The organism is Nonomuraea solani (assembly GCF_900108335.1).
GTDB lineage: Bacteria > Actinomycetota > Actinomycetes > Streptosporangiales > Streptosporangiaceae > Nonomuraea > Nonomuraea solani.
Window position 1 is genome coordinate 238,769 of record NZ_FNVT01000014.1, and the last position, 17,737, is coordinate 256,505.

Annotated in this window: 14 protein-coding genes; 6 read left to right on the forward strand and 8 right to left on the reverse strand. The window is 72.3% G+C overall.

Translation table 11 applies throughout. The features are described 5' to 3' along the window. Window positions 1–33 precede the first annotated feature (33 nt). The 6 genes from C4V41_RS39580 to C4V41_RS39605 all read right to left on the reverse strand — a co-directional run bounded on the left by C4V41_RS39580 (window position 34) and on the right by C4V41_RS39605 (window position 6,374). Entirely contained in the window at window positions 34–879 is an 846-nt protein-coding gene (locus C4V41_RS39580) for an ATP-binding cassette domain-containing protein (RefSeq protein WP_103961125.1), read from the reverse strand. Beyond that, window positions 876–1,895 (reverse strand): ABC transporter ATP-binding protein, encoded by a 1,020-nt coding sequence (locus C4V41_RS39585; RefSeq protein WP_103961126.1) that lies wholly within the window; start codon window positions 1,893–1,895, stop codon window positions 876–878. The genes C4V41_RS39580 and C4V41_RS39585 overlap by 4 nt, the downstream gene beginning before the upstream one ends. Further along, on the reverse strand, window positions 1,892–3,436 hold the full coding sequence (locus C4V41_RS39590) for an ABC transporter substrate-binding protein (protein ID WP_103961127.1): 1,545 nt from the start codon (window positions 3,434–3,436) through the stop codon (window positions 1,892–1,894). The genes C4V41_RS39585 and C4V41_RS39590 overlap by 4 nt, the downstream gene beginning before the upstream one ends. Before the next feature lie 61 nt (window positions 3,437–3,497). Then, entirely contained in the window at window positions 3,498–4,361 is an 864-nt protein-coding gene (locus C4V41_RS39595) for an ABC transporter permease (RefSeq protein ID WP_103961128.1), read from the reverse strand. Further along, the gene (locus tag C4V41_RS39600) at window positions 4,358–5,287 is read right to left on the reverse strand and encodes an ABC transporter permease (RefSeq protein ID WP_103961129.1); all 930 of its coding nucleotides are present in this window, start codon (window positions 5,285–5,287) and stop codon (window positions 4,358–4,360) included. The genes C4V41_RS39595 and C4V41_RS39600 overlap by 4 nt, the downstream gene beginning before the upstream one ends. A gap of 40 nt (window positions 5,288–5,327) precedes the next feature. Next, window positions 5,328–6,374, reverse strand: a complete 1,047-nt coding sequence (locus C4V41_RS39605; protein WP_103961130.1) for a LacI family DNA-binding transcriptional regulator — start codon at window positions 6,372–6,374, stop codon at window positions 5,328–5,330. A gap of 185 nt (window positions 6,375–6,559) precedes the next feature. On the opposite strand from C4V41_RS39605, the gene C4V41_RS39610 reads away from it, so the two are divergent. From C4V41_RS39610 to C4V41_RS39635, 6 genes are all read left to right on the forward strand, one after another. Next, window positions 6,560–7,528, forward strand: a complete 969-nt coding sequence (locus C4V41_RS39610) for a dihydrodipicolinate synthase family protein (RefSeq protein WP_103961131.1) — start codon at window positions 6,560–6,562, stop codon at window positions 7,526–7,528. 46 nt (window positions 7,529–7,574) lie between these two features. Continuing rightward, on the forward strand, window positions 7,575–9,650 hold the full coding sequence (locus C4V41_RS39615) for a golvesin C-terminal-like domain-containing protein (protein ID WP_103961132.1): 2,076 nt from the start codon (window positions 7,575–7,577) through the stop codon (window positions 9,648–9,650). Further along, window positions 9,647–11,539 carry a glycoside hydrolase family 127 protein gene (locus C4V41_RS39620; RefSeq protein WP_103961133.1) on the forward strand — a complete coding sequence of 631 codons (1,893 nt, stop codon included), beginning with the start codon at window positions 9,647–9,649 and terminating at the stop codon, window positions 11,537–11,539. Before C4V41_RS39615 ends, C4V41_RS39620 begins: the two co-directional genes overlap by 4 nt. Further along, window positions 11,536–13,368 carry an MGH1-like glycoside hydrolase domain-containing protein gene (locus tag C4V41_RS39625; protein WP_103961134.1) on the forward strand — a complete coding sequence of 611 codons (1,833 nt, stop codon included), beginning with the start codon at window positions 11,536–11,538 and terminating at the stop codon, window positions 13,366–13,368. Before C4V41_RS39620 ends, C4V41_RS39625 begins: the two co-directional genes overlap by 4 nt. Window positions 13,369–13,437: 69 nt before the next feature. Beyond that, window positions 13,438–14,283: a phytanoyl-CoA dioxygenase family protein gene (locus C4V41_RS39630; protein ID WP_103961135.1), complete on the forward strand. Its 846-nt coding sequence runs from the start codon at window positions 13,438–13,440 to the stop codon at window positions 14,281–14,283. A 10-nt stretch (window positions 14,284–14,293) separates the two neighbouring features. Further along, entirely contained in the window at window positions 14,294–15,193 is a 900-nt protein-coding gene (locus C4V41_RS39635; RefSeq protein ID WP_103961136.1) for a helix-turn-helix transcriptional regulator, read from the forward strand. Here C4V41_RS39635 and C4V41_RS39640 read toward each other — a convergent pair. Together C4V41_RS39640 and C4V41_RS39645 are read right to left on the reverse strand one after the other, a co-directional pair. Continuing rightward, window positions 15,171–16,322 (reverse strand): hypothetical protein, encoded by a 1,152-nt coding sequence (locus C4V41_RS39640; protein ID WP_200824527.1) that lies wholly within the window; start codon window positions 16,320–16,322, stop codon window positions 15,171–15,173. The two genes, C4V41_RS39635 and C4V41_RS39640, sit on opposite strands and share 23 nt — an antisense overlap. A 77-nt stretch (window positions 16,323–16,399) precedes the next feature. Continuing rightward, window positions 16,400–17,455, reverse strand: a complete 1,056-nt coding sequence (locus tag C4V41_RS39645) for a LacI family DNA-binding transcriptional regulator (RefSeq protein WP_103961137.1) — start codon at window positions 17,453–17,455, stop codon at window positions 16,400–16,402. Window positions 17,456–17,737: the final 282 nt, after the last annotated feature.

A 17,737-nucleotide genomic window follows, 5' to 3' on the forward strand; every position in this document is an offset into this window, starting at 1 on the left:
TAAACGCAGATGAGGAAACACCCCTGAATACGATCAGGAATCGGGCGGCTCAGGGTCCGGCCGGCGAACCGCGGGGGCGAGTTCGAGGGCGGCGTCGAGCAGGCTGCGGGTGTACTCGTGCCGCGGTGAGCCGAGAACGTCCGTCGCCCGCCCCTCCTCCACCACCACACCGCGGCGCATCACGGCGATCCGGTCCGCGATCTGGTGCACCACCCCGAGGTCGTGGGAGATGAAGAGCATCGCCAGATGGTGGCGCTCGCGCAGGTCCACCAGCAGCCGCAGAATCTGCGCCTGGACCGACACGTCCAGGGCGGACACCGCCTCGTCGCACACCAGCAGCCGCGGCCTGACGGCGAGCGCGCGGGCGATGCTGACCCGCTGGCACTGCCCGCCGGACAACTGGCCGGCCCGGTGCCGGGCGACGCCCGCGTCGAGTCCGACGTCGTCGAGCAGGCGGTGCAGGGCGGCGGTACGGTCGCCGGGCGGGGCCGCGCCCGGGTGGGTGCGCCAGGCCTCGTCGATGATCGCGGCGACGGTCATGCGCGGGCTGAGCGAGGAGCGCGGATCCTGGAAGACCATCTGCGCGGTACGCCGCTGGGCCATGGTCCGGCGCCCGGCCGGCCCCAGGGGCACGCCGTCGAGCAGGACGGCGCCGGAGTCGGGCCGGACCAGGCCGACGATCGCGCGGGCCACCGTGGTCTTGCCCGACCCCGACTCCCCGACCAGGCCCACGATCTCGTCGGGAGCCACCGTGAGGCTCACGCCGTCGACCGCGACGAAGTTCGCGGTCCCACGGGACCACATGCCACGGCGGCCGAAACTGACCCGCAGGTCACGCACTTCCAGCAGGTCGCCGGTCGCGCCGGTGCCTTCGCTCATCGTGGCAGCAGCTCCTCGGCGAAGTGGCAGGCGGCCCATCGGCCGGGCGCGACGGGTCTGGCCGGCGGCTCCTCGGTGCGGCACCGTTCACGCGCCAGCGGGCAACGGGGATGGAACGCGCACCCGGGCGGGCGGTTCGCCGGGGTGGCCGGGGTGCCGGGCAAGGGGTGTGCCAGCGCGGTACGGCTACGTACCGCGGGCACGCTCTCGACCAGCGCACGGCTGTAGGGGTGGGCGGGGGCGGCCAGCACCGCCCCGGTGGGGCCGCGCTCGGCGACCCGGCCGGCGTACATGACGACGACCTGGTGCGCGACATGCGCCACGACCCGCAGGTCGTGGCTGACCAGGAGCATCGCCAGCCCCTGCTCCTCCTGGATGGAGCGCAGCAGGCGCAGGATGCGCGCCTGCACCGTCACGTCCAGCGCGGTCGTGGGCTCGTCGGCGAGCAGCAGCGCCGGACTGCCCGCCAGGGCGAGGGCGATCATGGCCCGTTGCCGCATCCCGCCGGAGAACTCGTGCGGGTAACTCCGCATCCTGGCGGCCGGTTCGGGGATTCCGGCGCGTTCGAGCAGTTCGAGCACCCGCCCGCGCACCTCCGCACGCGGGCGGCCGGCGCGGCGGAGGATCTCGCCCACCTGGCGGCCGATCGTCTGGGTCGGGTTGAGCGCGGCCAGCGGGTCCTGGAAGATCATCGCGATCTCGTGGCCGCGCAGCCGCCGTCGCCTGGCGGGGCTCGCCTGGAGGAGGTCCTCGCCGGGCGACCCTCGCCAGCGCAGGTGCCCGCCGGTCACCGCCCCGTCCGGGAGCAGGCCGATCACGGCGTTGGCGGTCATCGTCTTGCCGCTGCCCGACTCGCCGATGAGCCCGACCGTCGTCGCCGGCGGGATGTCGAACGTCACCCGGTCGACGACGCGGACACCGCCCCCGGCAGCGGGCAGGTCGATGACCAGTCCGTCCACCTCCAGCAGCCCGTCCACCCCGACCACCGCCTCGGCCGGTGCCGGCATGCGGCTCATGAGCCGCTGACCTGCACGCCGGCGAAGTCGGGCAGCCCGTTCGGATCCGGGGTGACGCCGGTGACACGTCGGTTCCAGGCGTAGGCGTACTTGACCGCCATCGGGAACATGCCGACCGCGTCCCGCCAAATGATCTTGCTGGCTTCGCCGTACAGTTCGACCCGCTTCTTGCCGTCCGCGCTGGCTCCGGCGGCGGCGAGCAGCTTGTCGAGGCCGGGGTTGCAGTAGCCGTTGCGCTTGGCCGCGCAGGGGTAGAGCCGGCCGAGGGTGTTGGCCGCGTCGAACGTGGGGTTCGACAACTGCTGGAAGTTGATGTCCCAGTTCAGGGCGAGCAGGTCCTTGGTGAACACCGCCTGCTCCTTCTCCAGCAGGTCCACCTGGACGCCGATCTTCTGCAGGTCGGAGACGATCGCCTGGTTGAACGGCCGGAACTCGGCGTTGGCGAACTGCAGCCGCAGCTTGGTGGAGAAGTCGAACCCGGCGTCGGTCAGCGCCGCCTTGGCCGCGGCCGGGTCGTGGCGGACGGGCTCCTGCGGGACGTAACCGAGGGTGACGGGCGAGACCGGGGCGTCGGCCAGGGTGCCCGTCCGCGGGTAGAGGCGCTTGATGATGGTCGCGAAGTCGACCGCCTGCCACAGCGCCCGCCGGATCCCGGCCTCCTTCAGCGCCGGCGCGGAGGAGTTGAACCACATGGTGAACACGGCGGTGCTGGGCACCGTCTCGACCTTGAGGCCGGCGTCGCCCTGCAGCCCCGCGAGCTGGTCGTCGGGGATGCCCCAGACGAGATCCACCTCGCCGGTCCGCAGCGCGGTCAGCCGGGCCGCGAGCTCGGGCATCTTGCGGATGGTCACCCGCCCGATCTTCGGCGCGCCGCCGTAGTGGCCGGGGTTCGGCACCAGCACGAGGGTCCCGGAGGAGTCGAACTTCTCGACCTTGAACGGCCCGGATCCGACCGGGTTCTGGAAGAACGCCGGGTCCTCGCCTTTCAGGCCGCCGGGCAGCACGTAGAAGATGGCCAGCTTGTACGGCACCGCCGCGTCCGGTTTGGCCGCCTTCAGCACCACCTCGGAGGGCGACGTGGCGGTCATCGTGTAGCCGGCGAAGTTGGCCGCGTTCGTGCTCTTGAGCTCGATGAGCCGCTTGAACGAGGCGACGACGTCGTCGGCCCCGACGGGCTTGCCGTCGCTGAACCTCACCCCCTGGCGCAGCGTGAACGTCCACTGCGTGGCGGTGGCGTCGGGCTTCCACGAGGTGGCGAGGTCACCTTGCAGGGTGCCGTCCGGGCGCGGCCGGACCAGCCGGCTGAAGATCGCCTGGGAGGCGAGCTGGGTGCCGGTGGCGCTGCCGCCCGTGGGGCTGCCCGGGTCGAGGCTCTCGATCGCGTAGGTGCCGGCCACGGTGATCTCCCCGTCACCGCCACCCGAGCCGCCGGTGGTGCCGCCGCCGCTGGCGGCGCTGCATCCGCTGAGCGCGACGGTCACGGCGGCGATGAGGGCCAGCGCCGCGCGGCGCGGCCTGCCTGAGGCAAGAGGTCTGGTCATGGACGTCTTCCCGCCTTCCGGGGGTGCTTGAGAGGAGAAGGGAGATTCGCCGGTTCGTGTCTCATCTGAGGTGACCGCGCCCGTGCCGGGCGGTTAGCTGGTCGCCGAGGATTCCGATGTTGATGATCAGCAGGGACAGGGCCACGCCGGGCAGAGCCGAGATCCACCAGGCGGTTTCGAGGTACTGCTTTCCGTTGGCGATGGTCTGGCCCCACGACACCGCCGAGTTGGGCAGGCCGATGCCGAGGAAGCTGAGCCCGGCCTCGGCCAGCACGACGAGGGCGAACTCCAGCGTCGCCAGGGCGACCACCGGGCCGGCCGTGAGCGGCAGGATGTGCCGTACCAGGATGGAGAGCGGTCGTACACCGAGGACGCGGGCCGCGTCGATGAAGGCCCGCTCGCGCACCGACAGGGCGACGCCTCGGGTGACTCGCGCGAACGAGATCCAGGCCGTCGCCGAGAGAGCGGTCACCACCACCAGGACGCTGCGCTCGAAGGCGCCGGCGATCACGATGGTCAGCAGGATCGCCGGAAAGGCGAGCAGGACGTCGATGCCGCGGGCGAGCACCGTGTCCGGCCAGCCGCGGAAGTAGCCGGCCACGATGCCGACGCTCACGCCGATGAGGCAGGACACGACGACCGTGGCGACGCCGATGAGCACCGACGTGCGCGCCCCGTAGACGACCTGGGCCAGGACGTCGCGGCCGAGGGCGTCGGTGCCGAGCCAGGCGACCGCGCCCGAGGCGACCCGCGATCCCGGGCCGAGCAGCCGGTCGTCGAGGGAGACGCGCACCGGGTTGTAGTCGATGAGCAGCGGGCCGATCCCGCCGGCCACGGCGTAGAGGGCGAGCACGGCGTACGGGACGCGGCCGAGCCACCGCCCGCGCACCCCGGCGGCGGGCCGGACGGCGGCGACGGCGGTCATGCCGCACCGTCCAGCTTGATGCGCGGATCGATCTGGGAGTACAGCAGGTCGGCGACGAGGTTGAACACCATCACGATGCCCGCGATCAGGAAGGTGGCCGCCTGCACGACGGCGTAGTCGCGGTTGGAGACCGCGTCCACCACGAGCGTGCCGAGGCCGGGCCAGGCGAAGACGTTCTCGACCACGACCGCTCCGCCCATCAGCCCGCCCATGTGCAGCCCGACGATGGTCACCACGGGGATGAGGGAGTTGCGCAGCGCGTGGCCGAGCAGGACCTGCCGCTCGGTGAGACCTTTGGAACGGGCCGTCTGGATGTACGGCTCGCCCATCGTCTCCGCGACGCTCGTCCTGGTCAGGCGGGCCACGATGGCGGTGAACGGCAGCGCCAGCGTGATCGCCGGCAGCACGAGGTGCAGCGGCGAGCCCGCCCCCGCGCTGGGCAGCAGGCGCAGGGCCAGCGCGAAGACGAGGATCAGCATGATGCCCACCCAGAAGGTGGGGAACGACTGCAGGGCGATGGTGCCCGCCGTGACCAGCCGGTCGAGGGCGCCGCCGGGCCGCCCGCCGGCCAGCAGCCCGAGCAGCAGGCCGAAGAGCACGGCGATGAGGGTGGAGGCGAGCATCAGGTCGGCGGTCGCGGGCAGGCGCTCGAACACCTCCGCCATCGCCGGCCGGTCGAACCGGTAGGAGTCGCCGAAGTGCAGCCGGGCCACGTCGGCCAGGTAGCCGAGGTACTGAGTGAGCACCGGCCGGTCGAGCCCGAGCTTGGCGGTGAGCTCGCTCACCTGCTCGCGGCTCGCGTCCGGCCCCAGCAGGATCGTCACCGGGTCGCCGGGCGCGACCCGGACGATGAGGAAGATGAGCGAGGCGGCTCCCCACATCACCAGCACACCGACGAGCAGCCGTTTGGCGACGACCCTGATCATGTGGGCCGCTCCGGGAGGAGCGGCGGGGCTGCGGGCTTGGTCACTGCGCTCTCCTTGGTGGGGCCACCGTCGCGCCCGGTTCGAGGGGACATTCGACGTACTCTCTGCGGGCCTGCGGCTCAGGCGTCTCCAGCAGCCGCACCAGCAGGTGTGTGGCCCGCCGGCCCATCTGCTCGCGGGGGACCACCAGGCCGGTCCAGGGCGTGCCGGTGCGGCGCGCGCCGGTCGAGTCGCCCAGCACGACGACGCTGAGGTCGCCGGGGACCGACATCTCGTGCCGGTGCGCGGCGGCCAGGAGCTCCTCCGCCAGGAGGACCTGCTCGGCCACCACGGCGGTGACGCCGCCGTGCCGGATCTCCGTCAGCAGGCCGGGCACGTCGTCGGGGGACTCCAGTGTCCAGACCGGGCCGGCGAGCCTGCGGGCCTGCCCGGCGGGCGTCGCCTCCCGGAACCCCTTCTCCCTGTCCCGGCTGGGCTGCGCACCGCCGTCGCCGATGCGGGCGTAGGCGACGCGCCGGTGCCCCAGCCCGAGCAGCCGCTCGGTGAGCAGCCTGGTCGCCCCGGCATAGTCGGCCGCCACATAGGAGACCGGCGCCCCGGACACCTCCCGGTGCCCGACATAGACGAACGGGTAGCCGGTGTCACGCAGCCGTTCGATCTCTTCGATGTTGGGGTCGCGCCCGAGCAGCAGCGTGCCGTCGGCGAGCGACAACCGGGTCGCTCCGTCACGGAAGACCTGCCGCTGGCCGCCGACGCTGGTGAACATCAGCAGGTCGTAGCCGAGATCCGCGGCGGCCTGCTCCATGCCGAGCAGGAACGGGAAGTAGAAGTCCACGCTGGTCGTCGGGAAGACCGGCTCGAACGTGTACACCCCGATGATCTTGTTCTGGCCGCCGGCCAGGGAGCGCGCCGACGCGTTGGCGACATAACCCCACTCGCGAATCGCCGTCAGCACCCGCTCCCGGGTCGACGGGCTGATCCGGACGTCGTTCCGTTCGTTCAGCACGAGCGAGACGGTGGCCTGGCTGACTCCTGCGAGGCGCGCGATGTCGGCCTGGGTAGGTCTTCGCACCGGTCCGCGACTCATGCGAGCCTCCCGCGCTAATGCGTCTAACCCGATGTGCGCAAAGTCTTGCTTCCAATTCTGTGAAAAGTCAATGGACCAGGAAGAAATCGCCGATCTTCGATTAGCCGCAATTACTAATACCTATTAGCATCTGGCGCTCGGCAGAGTCCGCGGGTACCGTCCGGATCACCCGCCGAGGAGGTGTCATGGCCGCCCGTGCCGACCTGTCCGGCCATCCGGTCGCCGGGGTGATCATTCCACTGGTCACCGCGCTCGACCGGCGCGGGCGGCCCGACCCGCCGGCCGTCCGGCCGCTGCTGGCCCACCTCGCGGCCGGCGGCGTCACCACGCTGATGCTGGGCGGCACCAACGGTGAGGGCCCGCTGCTGCCCGCCGGCGCCGTCCGGGCGTACGCGGCCGAGGTGTCGGCCATGTGGCGCGAGCTGGCCGGGCCGCCCGCCCGGATCATGGTGACCGCCGCCGGCACCGGCACCCGGGAGACCCTGCGGCGGATGGAGTGCCTCGCCGGCCTCGACCTGGACGCCGTGGTCGTGCTCGCGCCGTCATACTTCCGGCACACCGGAGACGAACTGGACGCGCACTTCCGCGCCGCCGCCGGTCACGGCAGGCCCGTCGTGATCTACAACAGTCCCGGATACACCGGGAACCCGATCCCCGTGTCCGTGGTGCGCGGCCTGCTCGATGAGCCGGCCGTCGTCGGCCTGAAGGACAGCTCCGGAAACGCCGCCCTGTTCGCCGAGTTCTGCGCGCTGGCCGCGGAACGGCCCGGCTTCCAGGTGGCCCAGGGCGCAGAACGGCTGCTCGCCGAAGGGCTGCGCCTGGGCGCCGCCGGGCTGGTGCCGGGCGTGGGCATGCTCGCGCCCGCCCTCTGCACCGGCCTGTACGAGGCGGCCCGCGCCGGCGACCAGGCCACCGCCGACGCCCGGCAGTCCGGCGTCGACCGGCTGGCCGCGCTCTTCGGGATCCGGCCCGGCGCCAGCGGCATCGTCGTGATGAAGTCCGCGCTGCACGAGCTGGGGCTCTGCCCGCCCCACGCCACGGCACCGTTCCTGCCCCTCACCGAGACCGAGCTCACCACGCTGCGCACCGCGCTGTCCCGGCTGCACGACCTCGTGCGGCCGCACATCCCGCAGGTGGCGCGCCGGTCCGAGTAAACCCCGCCCCCTCCTGTCCTCAGGAAGCTCGTTCGAGGAGAGCCCCATGCCCATGCCCATCAGCCGCCGCACGTTCGCCCTCGGGCTCGCCGCGGGTGCCGCCACGACCGTCCTGCCTTCCCCCGCCGTGGCCGCGCAGGGCGCGGCCGAACCGTTCTTCGCGGAGAGCACCCTCTGGGACTCCACCGTGGATCCGCTGGCCAGTTACCACGTGTACGGCCTGGCCACGCTGCCCGACGACACGATCCTGGCCTGCACGGAAGGCCGGCACGAGGTGTGCGACGCCGGACCGCACGACCTGCTCCTGCGCCGCAGCACCGACAAGGGGCAGACCTGGAGCCCCTCCCAGGCGGTGGTGCCGTCCGTCAACGGCCAGAGCTATGCCAACCCCACCTTCGTGGTGGATCGGACGACCGGCGAGGTGTTCCTGTTCTTCGGGCTCTGCGTGCGGTTACCGGAGAACACCAGTTGCTCCTCCGACTCCAGCACCATGTACGTCATCTCCAGCAAGGACGGCGGTCTCACCTGGGGCGCGCGGCGCGAGCTGACCGGCCTGTTCGCCCACTTCCCGTACAACTGGGCCATGCACGGCCCGGGGCCCGGCCACGGCATCCAGCTCGACTCGGGCCGGCTGCTCCTCTCCGTCGCCCACCGGACGATCATCACCGGCGTCCCCGCGGCCGAGCGCCACTACGGCGCCTCCACCGTCTACAGCGACGACCATGGGGCCACCTGGAAGTCTGGCGGCGAGGTGCCGATGGGCGCCGGCCTTCCCGTCGTGGGCGAGGCCAGGCTGGTGCAGCGCGCGGACGGCCGGGTGGTGATGAACAGCCGGCCCGGCTCGGGCGGCGACTGGCCGCGCGACGTCGCGGTCAGCCAGGACGGCGGCCTGAGCTGGTCGCTGCCCACCATGGAGTTCAGCGCGGGGCTGTTCAACGGCGTCGACACCGGTTTCCTGCGCTACACAGGCGGCCAGGACGTCAACCGGGTGCTGTTCAGCCGGCCCGACGCGCCGATGCGGTGGAACATGACCGTCTCGGTGAGCTACGACGAAGGCGAATCCCTGAGGTACAGCAGGACCGTGCACCCGGGCCGCAGCTACTATTCGGACCTGGCGCGCCTGTCCGACGGCACGATCATCCTCCTGTACGGCTGCGACGGCGACCTCGACGGCAGCCCGCGCCGCGTGGCCGCGGCCCGCTTCAACCTGGAATGGCTGACCACGGGCCGGGACAGCCTGGCCACCGGCCCGAACCTGACCACGCAGACGTACGACCTGGGCCGCCCGGCGGCGCGCGCGGCCGGCTCGGGCGGGACGGCGACGGTGCTGCGCGACGCGACCGCCCGCGACGACGCCCGCCTGGCCTTCGCCCCCGCCGCGGTCGGTGACTTCGTCGAATATCCCTTCGTCGTCACCCGCGACGGCGAGCACGAGCTGTGGGTGCGCCACTACCGGTCGCCGGACGGCGGCCTCGTGACGGTGACCGTGGACGGGAAGAAGCTCCGCACCTCCACGGTGGACCTGACCTCGTTCCGGAGCGCCGGCTACGACGTCGTCCTGCTGGGCCGGGCGGCGCTGACGGCCGGGCGGCACACCGTCCGCTTCACGCTGGCCGGCGCCGGCCGGGGCGGCGGCACGGCCATCTCGCTCGACCGGCTCACCCTCGTCCAGGCATTCGCCAAGCCCGACGTCCGCGAGGAGGTCACCGTCGACAACGGCGGGCTCGGCTTCGCCGTCACGGGCACCTGGGCGAGCGGCAGGAGCATCCCCGGCTACTACGGCTTCAACTACGTGACGCACGCCCGCGGCACCGGCGCGAACACGGCCCGCTGGCGACCGGCCCTGCCCGGCGACGACCGGTACGAGGTGCTCGTCTCCTACACGGCCGACCCCAACCGGGCGACCAACGCCGTCTACGTCGTCCACCACGCGAGCGGCACCACCTCGAAGACGGTCAACCAGGAGAAGCGCGGCGTGCCCGACGCGCGCACCGGCGAGTGGACGTCGCTGGGCACCTTCACCTTCCGCGCCGGCACCGCCGGGTACGTCGAGCTCAGCGACGCGGCCAACGGCTATGTCATCGCCGACGCCGTCCGGTTCCGGCGGCAGGCGTCGTCATGACGGTCCTGCCGGGCCCGGCCGCCGCGGTAGAGCTGCGCCCGCTGCCGCTCTCGGGCGTCAGCGTGGCCGGCGGGTTCTGGGCGCGGCGCCTGGAGGCCAACCGCGCCGCGATCCCGCTCGGCCGCGAACGACTGACCGAGGCGGGCAGCATCGGCAATCTCCGGATCGCGGCCGGTCAGGCCACCGGCGCGGCCAGCGGCGCCGGGTTCCGCGACTCCGACGTCTACAAGTGGCTGGAGGCGGTCGCCTGGGAGTACGCCCGCGACCCCGGCGAAGGGCTGCTGGAGGAGCTGCGCGAACTCGGCGCCACGATCGCGGCGGCGCAGCGCGAGGACGGATACCTCAACGCCGTGGCCCAGATCCGCGGCGAGGAACGGTACGCGCGGTTGTGGATGAGCCACGAGCTCTACTGCGCCGGCCACCTGTTCCAGGCGGCGGTGGCCGCGGCCAGGGCGACCGGCGAGAAGCGGCTGCTGCGGGTGGCCACCCGGTTCGCCGACCATCTCGCCGGCACGTTCGGCCCCGGCCGGCGCGGCGAGGTGGACGGGCACCCCGTGGTGGAGATGGGGCTGGTCGAGCTCTATCGGGAGACGGGTGAACGGCGTTACCTGGACCTGGCCCGTCACTTCGTCGAAGCCCGCGGCCACGGTCGCGCGGCCAAACCCGGCTTCGATCCCTCACACTACGGAGACCCCGCCCACTACTCCGACCGGCTGCCCGTACGCGAGACGGAGTCGCCGGAGGGGCACGCCGTGCGGGCCGTCTACCTGGCCGCGGGCGCCACCGACGTCGCCATCGAGACCGGCGACGCCGCTCTGCTCGCCACGCTGCGCCGGCAGTATGACGCCATGCGCCGCGGCAAGCAGCACATCACCGGCGCGGTCGGCTCCCGCTGGGACGGCGAGGCGTTCGGGGAGGCGTACGAGCTGGCGCCCGACCGGGCGTACGCGGAGACCTGCGCCGCGATCGGAACCCTGCAGTGGGCGTGGCGGCTGCTGCTGGCCACCGGAGACCCCCTCTACGCCGACCAGATCGAGCTGCTGCTCTACAACGCGCTGCTGCCCGCGGTGTCGCTGACCGGGGCGGACTACTTCTACGTCAACACATTGCACCGGCGGACCGGCGCGCGGGGCGAGGTGCAGCGCTCACCGGCGCACGGCCGCCGCCCGTGGTTCAACTGCGCCTGCTGCCCGCCCAACGTGATGCGCACGCTGGCCGCCCTGCCCTCCTACCTGGCGACCGGCACGGCGGACGGCCTCCAGGTGCACCAGTACGTGCCCGGCACGCTGACCTCGGGCGACCTCAGCGTGGAGATCGGCACCGGCTACCCGTGGGACGGGCTGGTCACCGTGACCGTGCGCGCGGCGCCGCCGCGGGAGGTGGAGCTGGCGCTGCGCGTACCGGACTGGGCCCAAGGGGCCCGCCTGGGCAGCCTGGGCCGCCTCAGGCCGGTGGCACCCGGCACCTACGCCCGCACGCGGCGGCTGTTCCGGCCCGGCGACCAGGTTCAGCTACGGATGCCCATGCCCGCCCGGGTCCTGGTGGCCGACGACCGCGTGGACGCCACGCGGGGCTGCGTCGCGGTCATGCGCGGGCCGCTGGTCTACGCGATCGAGCAGCCCGACCAGCCGGACGGCGCCGTCCTGGAGGACCTCCGCATCAATACGGAGGTGCCGCTGGAGCCGGAACACCTGCCGGACCTGCTCGGCGGCGTGATCGCGCTCCGGGCGGCGGGCGCGCTCGCGCCGGGACCCGCCCCGACGCCCTACCGGCCCTGCGAGCAGCCGCGTCCGCCGGCACCGCCCGCGGACCTCAAGCTGATCCCCTATTACGCCTGGGCCAACCGCGGCCCGCACGCCATGCGCGTATGGATTCCAAGGAAGACATGACGAACTACGCCCACATTCAGGCCGCGCTGGCCCAGGGCTGGAACACCTGGGACACCCGCAGCGTGCTCGGCCACATCCTGCTCCCCGACGCTCTGGGCCTGTCCCTCGGCCTGAAGGAGTACTACCGGGGCACGTCGCTGCGCACCGCCCAGATCGGCCGCCGTACCGAGGGCGCGGAGAGTGTCACCCTGGGCCGGCACGCCCACGACGGCCGGTACACCGAGACGACCGTGACGTGGGCGGGCATCACGATCCGGGTGCAGAGCGCGCACGCGGGCGACGACCTGGTCGTGCTGGTCACACCCACGGCCGGCCAGCGCAGGAGCGCGCTGCTGACCGCCGGCGCCGCCTATCTGTGGAACCGGCCCGGCTCCGTCACCCGCGAGGGCGGCCGGATCACCGCCGAAGGTCCGGGCGGCACCGTCCGGGTCTTCTGCACCGCCCCGCACATGGACGATCCCTACACCGACATCGACGGGCCGTACCTGGCGATGGAGCTGACCGGCGCCGTCGGGATCAGCACCGGTCACGCCCGCGACCTGCCGGAGATCGCGGAGATCGTCGCCCGCGCCTCCGCCGAGATCGGGACGGCCGGGACCGACCCTGTGGCGCAGCACCGCGAGATCGTCAGGGACGCCATCTCCTGGAACACGATCTACGAGCCCTCGCGGTCGCGCGTCGTCACGACCGTCAGCCGGTTGTGGAACGTCGGCAAGCGCGGCGGCTACGCCCTGTTCTGCTGGGACGCCTTCTTCAACGCGCTGCTGGCGGCCGTGTCGAGCAGGGAACTCGCCTACGTCAACACCATCGAGATGCTGCGGGCCCTGACGCCGGAGGGCTTCGTCCCGAACGTCGAGCAGGGCACCGGCCGCAGGACCTACGACGGGTCCCAGCCGCCGGTGGGCTCGATGGTGGTCCGGGAGCTCCACCGCACGTTCGGCGACCGGTGGTTCCTGGAGGAGACCTTCGAGCCGCTGCTGTCCTGGAACCGCTGGTGGTGGCGGGTGCGCAGGGATGGCGACCTGCTGTGCGCCGGCTCGACGTACTTCGACCCCGAGTTCCCCTCGCCGCAGGACATCCCGCGCGTCCACCAGCACTTCGGCGCGACCTGCGAGACGGGCTGGGACAACCATCCCGTCTTCGAGGACGTCCCCTTCGACCAGGTGAAGAGCCTGCTGGCGGCCCACGACGTGGGACTCAACAGCCTGTACGCGGCCGACTGCGAGGCACTCGCCGGCATCGCCGACATCCTGGGCGACCGGGAGGCCGCGGCCGAGCTGCGGGAGCGGCAGGCGGTGGTCGTGGCGGCGATGGACTCCCTGTGGGACGAGCCGAGCGGCATCTACCGCAGCAGGCGCACCGACACGGGGCTGCCCACCGAGCGGCTGTCCACGATGAGCTTCTACCCCCTGCTGGCCGGCGTCGGCACGGAGGAACGGATCCGCCGGATGGTGTCCGGGCACCTGCTGGCCGACGACGGCTTCGGCGGCGAGTGGGTGCTGCCCACCTCACCGCGCAGTGAGCCGCTCGACCTGCGCGAAGGCACGTACTGGGCCGGGCGGGCGTGGCCGCCGGTGAACTTCCTGGTCTACCTGGGGCTGCTGCGGGCCGGCGAGTCCGAGGCGGCCGCGTGGCTCGCCGAGGGCGGATCCAGGCTGGTGCTGAAGGAGTGGAACCAGCACCGCCACGTGCACGAGAACTACTCCAGCGTCCATGGCGGCGCGTGCGACAAGCCGAACAGCGAGCCGTTCCAGACCTGGGGCGCGCTGCTGAGCCTCATCGTCCTCATGGAGCGCGGCGAAACCGGCTTCTTCCGCGCGCCCTGGTGACCTGATCAGCCATCCGGATGCGTACGCGCACCATGGCCGTGACATGACCCGGACCCGGAGGATGGAGCGGTGCAGAACACCGAACTGAAGAGCAGGTACGACCACGACGGCTTCCTTGTCCTGCGCGACGCCTTCAGCCCCGGCGAAGTCGACGAACTGCTCGTCGAGAGCGCGCGCATCTGCCGCGGCGAACTCGGCGACGTCCAGGGAGCGCTCCCCGCGGGCCCCGCCGACACCGACGACGACGTGCTGCGCCGCTTCCTCTGCGTCCACTACCCGCACAAGCTCTCCGGCCTGATGCTCGCCGCGATGCGCCATCCGGCGATCGTCTCCCCGCTCACCACGGTCATCGGGCCGAACGTGAAGGCCATGCAGTCGATGTTGTTCATCAAGTCCGAAGGGGAGCCGGGCCAGGCCTGGCATCAGGACGAGATGTTCATCCCGACCCGGGACCGCTCGCTCACGGCGGTCTGGCTCGCGCTCGACGACGCCACCGTCGGGAACGGCTGCCTCTGGGTGCTGCCCGGCTCGCACCGGCCGGGGGTGCTGTATCCGAACCGCGAGCACGACGACCCGCGCTACGACTGTACGGTGCAGTCCTACGGCTTCGACGACTCCGGCGCGGTGCCCGTGGAGGTCCCGGCCGGCTCCGCGGTCGTGTTCAACGGCTACCTGCTGCACAAGTCGCTGCCCAACACCGCCCGCCACGGCTACCGGCGGGCCCTGGTCAACCACTACATGAGCGCGGAGTCCCTGCTGCCCTGGGACGCTCCGCCGGCGGGGACGCCCATGGCGCAGGCGGACCATCGTGACATCGTCCTCGTCGCCGGCGCCGACCCGTACGCGTACAAGGGCCTGCGGCAGGTGCGCCGGGCCCGCGTCCGCCCGAACAGGGACGGCGGCTGCGACAGGTGACGGCCGGCGAATGACCTCCATCGACCTGCTGCCCCGCCTCGGACCCGCGGTCGCGGACTACCCGCCGGGCTCGACCTTCGGCCCGCGCGAGGCCAGGTCGTACCAGTTCGTCTGGCTGCTGCGGGGCAGCGCCACCTGGCGGTGGGACGACGTCCTGCTCCCGCTCGTCCCGGGAAAACTGCTGCTCATCCGGCCGGGGATGCGCGACTCGTTCCGCTGGGATCCCCGCACCCGCACCCGGCACGCGTACGTGCACTTCACGCTCACCGGCCACCCACCGGCCGCCTGGCCACTGGTCCGGGACCTGAACGGCCGGCACGACCCGATGAGCGCTCTGTGCCGCTATCTCCTTCAACTGGGTAGTGAGTGCCCGCCCGCGTGGGAGACCCAGGCCCGCGAAACGCTCAGGCTGCTGGTGCTGATCTTCCTGGCCGCTCCCGCCTCGCCCGGCCGGGCACGAGAGCCCCTGCCGGAGCCGATGGTCGCGATGATGCGCCTGGTCCGTGAGCTCTGGTCCGACGGGGTGGCACGGCCGATTCCGATGCGACGGCTCGCCATCGCCGCCGGCGTCTCGCCCAGCACGCTGACCCGCCTGTTCCGTCGCCGGTTCGGCGTCGGCCCGGTCGCCGCGATCGAGCTGCTGCGGCTGACCCGGGCCGAGCCGCTGCTGTGGCAGAGCAACCTGTCCATGGGGGCGATCGCCGTACAGTGCGGTTTCGCGGACGCGTACCACTTCTCCCGCCGGTTCCGCGCGATCTACGGGATGGCGCCGACCACCTTCCGGGGCACCCCGCCGGAGGCCGCGCCGTCCTCGCCGGCGGACTCCGGCGGCCTGGCGGCGCTGCAGTCCCTCATCCCCGGTACGGGTGAACCGCCCTGGGGAGCGGTCAGCTCTTCTGCAGCGCCTTGAAGTCCTTGAGCCAGAGGCTCGGCGCCGACAGGCCGTTGCCCCGGGGCCGCACCGTGTACGGCACGTAGACGCTGTTCAGCAGCCAGGGATCCTTGGCCGGGCCGAAGTCGGTGGTCATCAGGTCGTCCTGCTTGAAGGCGTACGTGGCGACCGCCAGCCGGCCCGTGCCCCGGTACAGCCGCATCTGGTCCCGCAGGAAGCCGGCCTGGTCCATGAACCACGGGCTGCTCGTCAGGAAGTCGTTCCACTGCCGCTGGGGGAACGGCGCGTCGATGGCCGCCTTGATGACCTGCCACACCTGGGTGCCGGCGGCGAAGCCGTACCGCTGGGCGAAGGCGGGCGCGATCGGGTCTCGCAGGTGCTTCTTCCAGTGCCACACGAGGGAGAACTCGGTGACCAGGTACGTCTGGTCGGGGCGCATCCTCGGCAGGATGTAGTCCAGGAACGCCTGGGTGTTCTCCGGCTCCGGGACGTGCGGGTGGATGTCCACGCCCGCGAGCTCCGGCGTCTCGCGGACGAAGGTCATCCAGCGCTCGGCCGCCGGGGTGCGGCGGTCGGCCAGGTCGAGGCGGTTGAGCGCGCCCATGTACAGGGTCGTCGCGCAGTCTCCACCGCACCGCGCGCGCCGGACGTCGATCACGTGCCGGGCCACCGTCTCGTAGAAGACGTTGAGCCGCGTGTCGCGTTCGGCGGGCAGGCTCTCGATGAACGGCTCGTTGCCGATCGTCAGGATGTCCACCTTGCCCAGGACCGCCGGCAGCACCCGGTCGAGCCGGGCCAGTTCGGCGGCCATCTCGGGGCTGCCGGGCTGCGGGAACGAGGCCCGGTCGTAGGGGAACTTCAGGCTGAGGATGGTGTCGTGGCCACGGCCGGCGGCCTCGGTGATGGTCTTGATCGCGAAGTGCGCGGCCGGGTCGCCCTGGTCGGTGGCGGGCATCGGGAAGAACCCGCGCACCCACCGCGCTCCGGACTCGCGCAGTTCGCGGTAGTCCAGCGCGTCGAGGTTCTGGTTGAAGTTCGCGCCCAGGGCGCCGTACGCGAGCGGCTTGACCGGTTTCATGGTCTCTCCTGAACCGGCGGAAAGGGTCAGGGCGGTGGCCAGGGCGATGATCGGCAGTCGGAGCGGCACAGGTGACCTCCCAAAGCAAACGGGAACATCATGTTTGCGCTAACTTGATCGGCCTGTCAATGGCGCGGGGCACGGCGTCAGCGGGGTGGCGCGGTGGAGGCCCGGGTCACCAGCTCCGGGCGGACGAACCTGCTGGCGCTCTCGGCCGCGCCCGCTTCGATCTGGGTGATCAGGTGGTCCACGCAGCGTCGCCCCACGGCCGCGAGGTCCTGCCGGACCGTGGTCAGCGGCGGGGTGAGGTAGGGCGTGAAGTCGAGGTCGTCGAACCCGACGACGCTCAGGTCCTCCGGCACCCGGAGCCCGAGCTCGGCCGCCGCGCGCAGCACGCCCACGGCCATCTGATCGTTGGCGGCGAACACGGCCGTCACCCCCTCGGCGGTCACGCCGTCAGCGGTCGCTCCGGCGGCCGTCACTCCACCGGCCGTCACCCCACCGCCCGTCATCCTCCCGCCCGTCAGCAGGCGGAGGCCCGCTTCGTAGCCGGAGCGCGGCGACCAGTCGCCCACGACCGGCGGCGGCACCACGCGGCCCGAGCGCTTGAGCTGCCGCTGCCACGCCGCCCGCCGCCGCTGCGCCGGGTTGGAGCCGGCCGGCCCGGCGACGTGGTGCACGGTGGCGTGCCCCAGCCCGAGCAGGTGGTCCACGGCGGCACGCGCGCCGGCGGCCTCGTCCGTGCCGAACGTGGGATGCTTGTGCGCCGCCCTGCTGTCGGCGATGACCAGCGGCACCTCGTCGGGAAGCCGCAGGTGCGGGGTGTCGAGCACCCGGGCCTCGATGACGATCACCCCGTCGACCGCCCGGTCGGTGAGACCGCGTACGGCGGCGTGCACCTCCTTCTCGGTCGGCCCGTCGACCACGGCCAGGCTGACCGAGTAGCCGCGCGCCTGCGCCCCGGCCACCACGGCCTCGACGATGCGCACGTTGAGCACGGCGCTGAGGTTGAACATGACCACGCCGATCGTCCCGAACCGGCCGGTGGCCAGCGCGCGGGCGGCGATGTTGGCGCGGTAGCCGAGCTGCCTCATGGCGGTCTCGACCTTGAGCCGCGTCGCGGCGGTCACGCGGTCGTTGCCGTTGACGACCCGCGACACGGTCTGGCCCGAGACGCCGGCGAGCTCGGCGACGTCGGCCATGGAGGGCCCTGCGGACGCCCTCGTCCCCGGTGATCGCACCACGCCGGGCCGTCTCCCTTCGTCGGGGCAGCGCGAGAGGCGGCTGCCACGGGCGGAATCCCTGGCGGCCGGCCCCTCGAGGTGCCGCCGACAGGCTACATCGGGTGCCGGAAATCCTCGCACGGAGCCGGGCCGAGGTGTTCACGCGAACATCCGAAGTCCCAGGTTGTACCCGGTCACATCCTTGACGATGATGAACAACGGCCCTAGGTTAGCGCAAACATAGATCCACCCCACGGGGGC

What these genes read in the sequence shown, in the direction of transcription:
- C4V41_RS39580 (WP_103961125.1), bottom strand. Translation starts at nt 879, where the DNA reads ATGAGCGAAGGCACCGGCGCGACCGGCGACCTGCTGGAAGTGCGTGAC.
- C4V41_RS39585 (WP_103961126.1), bottom strand. Translation starts at nt 1,895, where the DNA reads ATGAGCCGCATGCCGGCACCGGCCGAGGCGGTGGTCGGGGTGGACGGG.
- C4V41_RS39590 (WP_103961127.1), bottom strand. Translation starts at nt 3,436, where the DNA reads ATGACCAGACCTCTTGCCTCAGGCAGGCCGCGCCGCGCGGCGCTGGCC.
- C4V41_RS39595 (WP_103961128.1), bottom strand. Translation starts at nt 4,361, where the DNA reads ATGACCGCCGTCGCCGCCGTCCGGCCCGCCGCCGGGGTGCGCGGGCGG.
- C4V41_RS39600 (WP_103961129.1), bottom strand. Translation starts at nt 5,287, where the DNA reads ATGATCAGGGTCGTCGCCAAACGGCTGCTCGTCGGTGTGCTGGTGATG.
- C4V41_RS39605 (WP_103961130.1), bottom strand. Translation starts at nt 6,374, where the DNA reads ATGAGTCGCGGACCGGTGCGAAGACCTACCCAGGCCGACATCGCGCGC.
- C4V41_RS39610 (WP_103961131.1), top strand. Translation starts at nt 6,560, where the DNA reads ATGGCCGCCCGTGCCGACCTGTCCGGCCATCCGGTCGCCGGGGTGATC.
- C4V41_RS39615 (WP_103961132.1), top strand. Translation starts at nt 7,575, where the DNA reads ATGCCCATGCCCATCAGCCGCCGCACGTTCGCCCTCGGGCTCGCCGCG.
- C4V41_RS39620 (WP_103961133.1), top strand. Translation starts at nt 9,647, where the DNA reads ATGACGGTCCTGCCGGGCCCGGCCGCCGCGGTAGAGCTGCGCCCGCTG.
- C4V41_RS39625 (WP_103961134.1), top strand. Translation starts at nt 11,536, where the DNA reads ATGACGAACTACGCCCACATTCAGGCCGCGCTGGCCCAGGGCTGGAAC.
- C4V41_RS39635 (WP_103961136.1), top strand. Translation starts at nt 14,294, where the DNA reads ATGACCTCCATCGACCTGCTGCCCCGCCTCGGACCCGCGGTCGCGGAC.
- C4V41_RS39645 (WP_103961137.1), bottom strand. Translation starts at nt 17,455, where the DNA reads ATGGCCGACGTCGCCGAGCTCGCCGGCGTCTCGGGCCAGACCGTGTCG.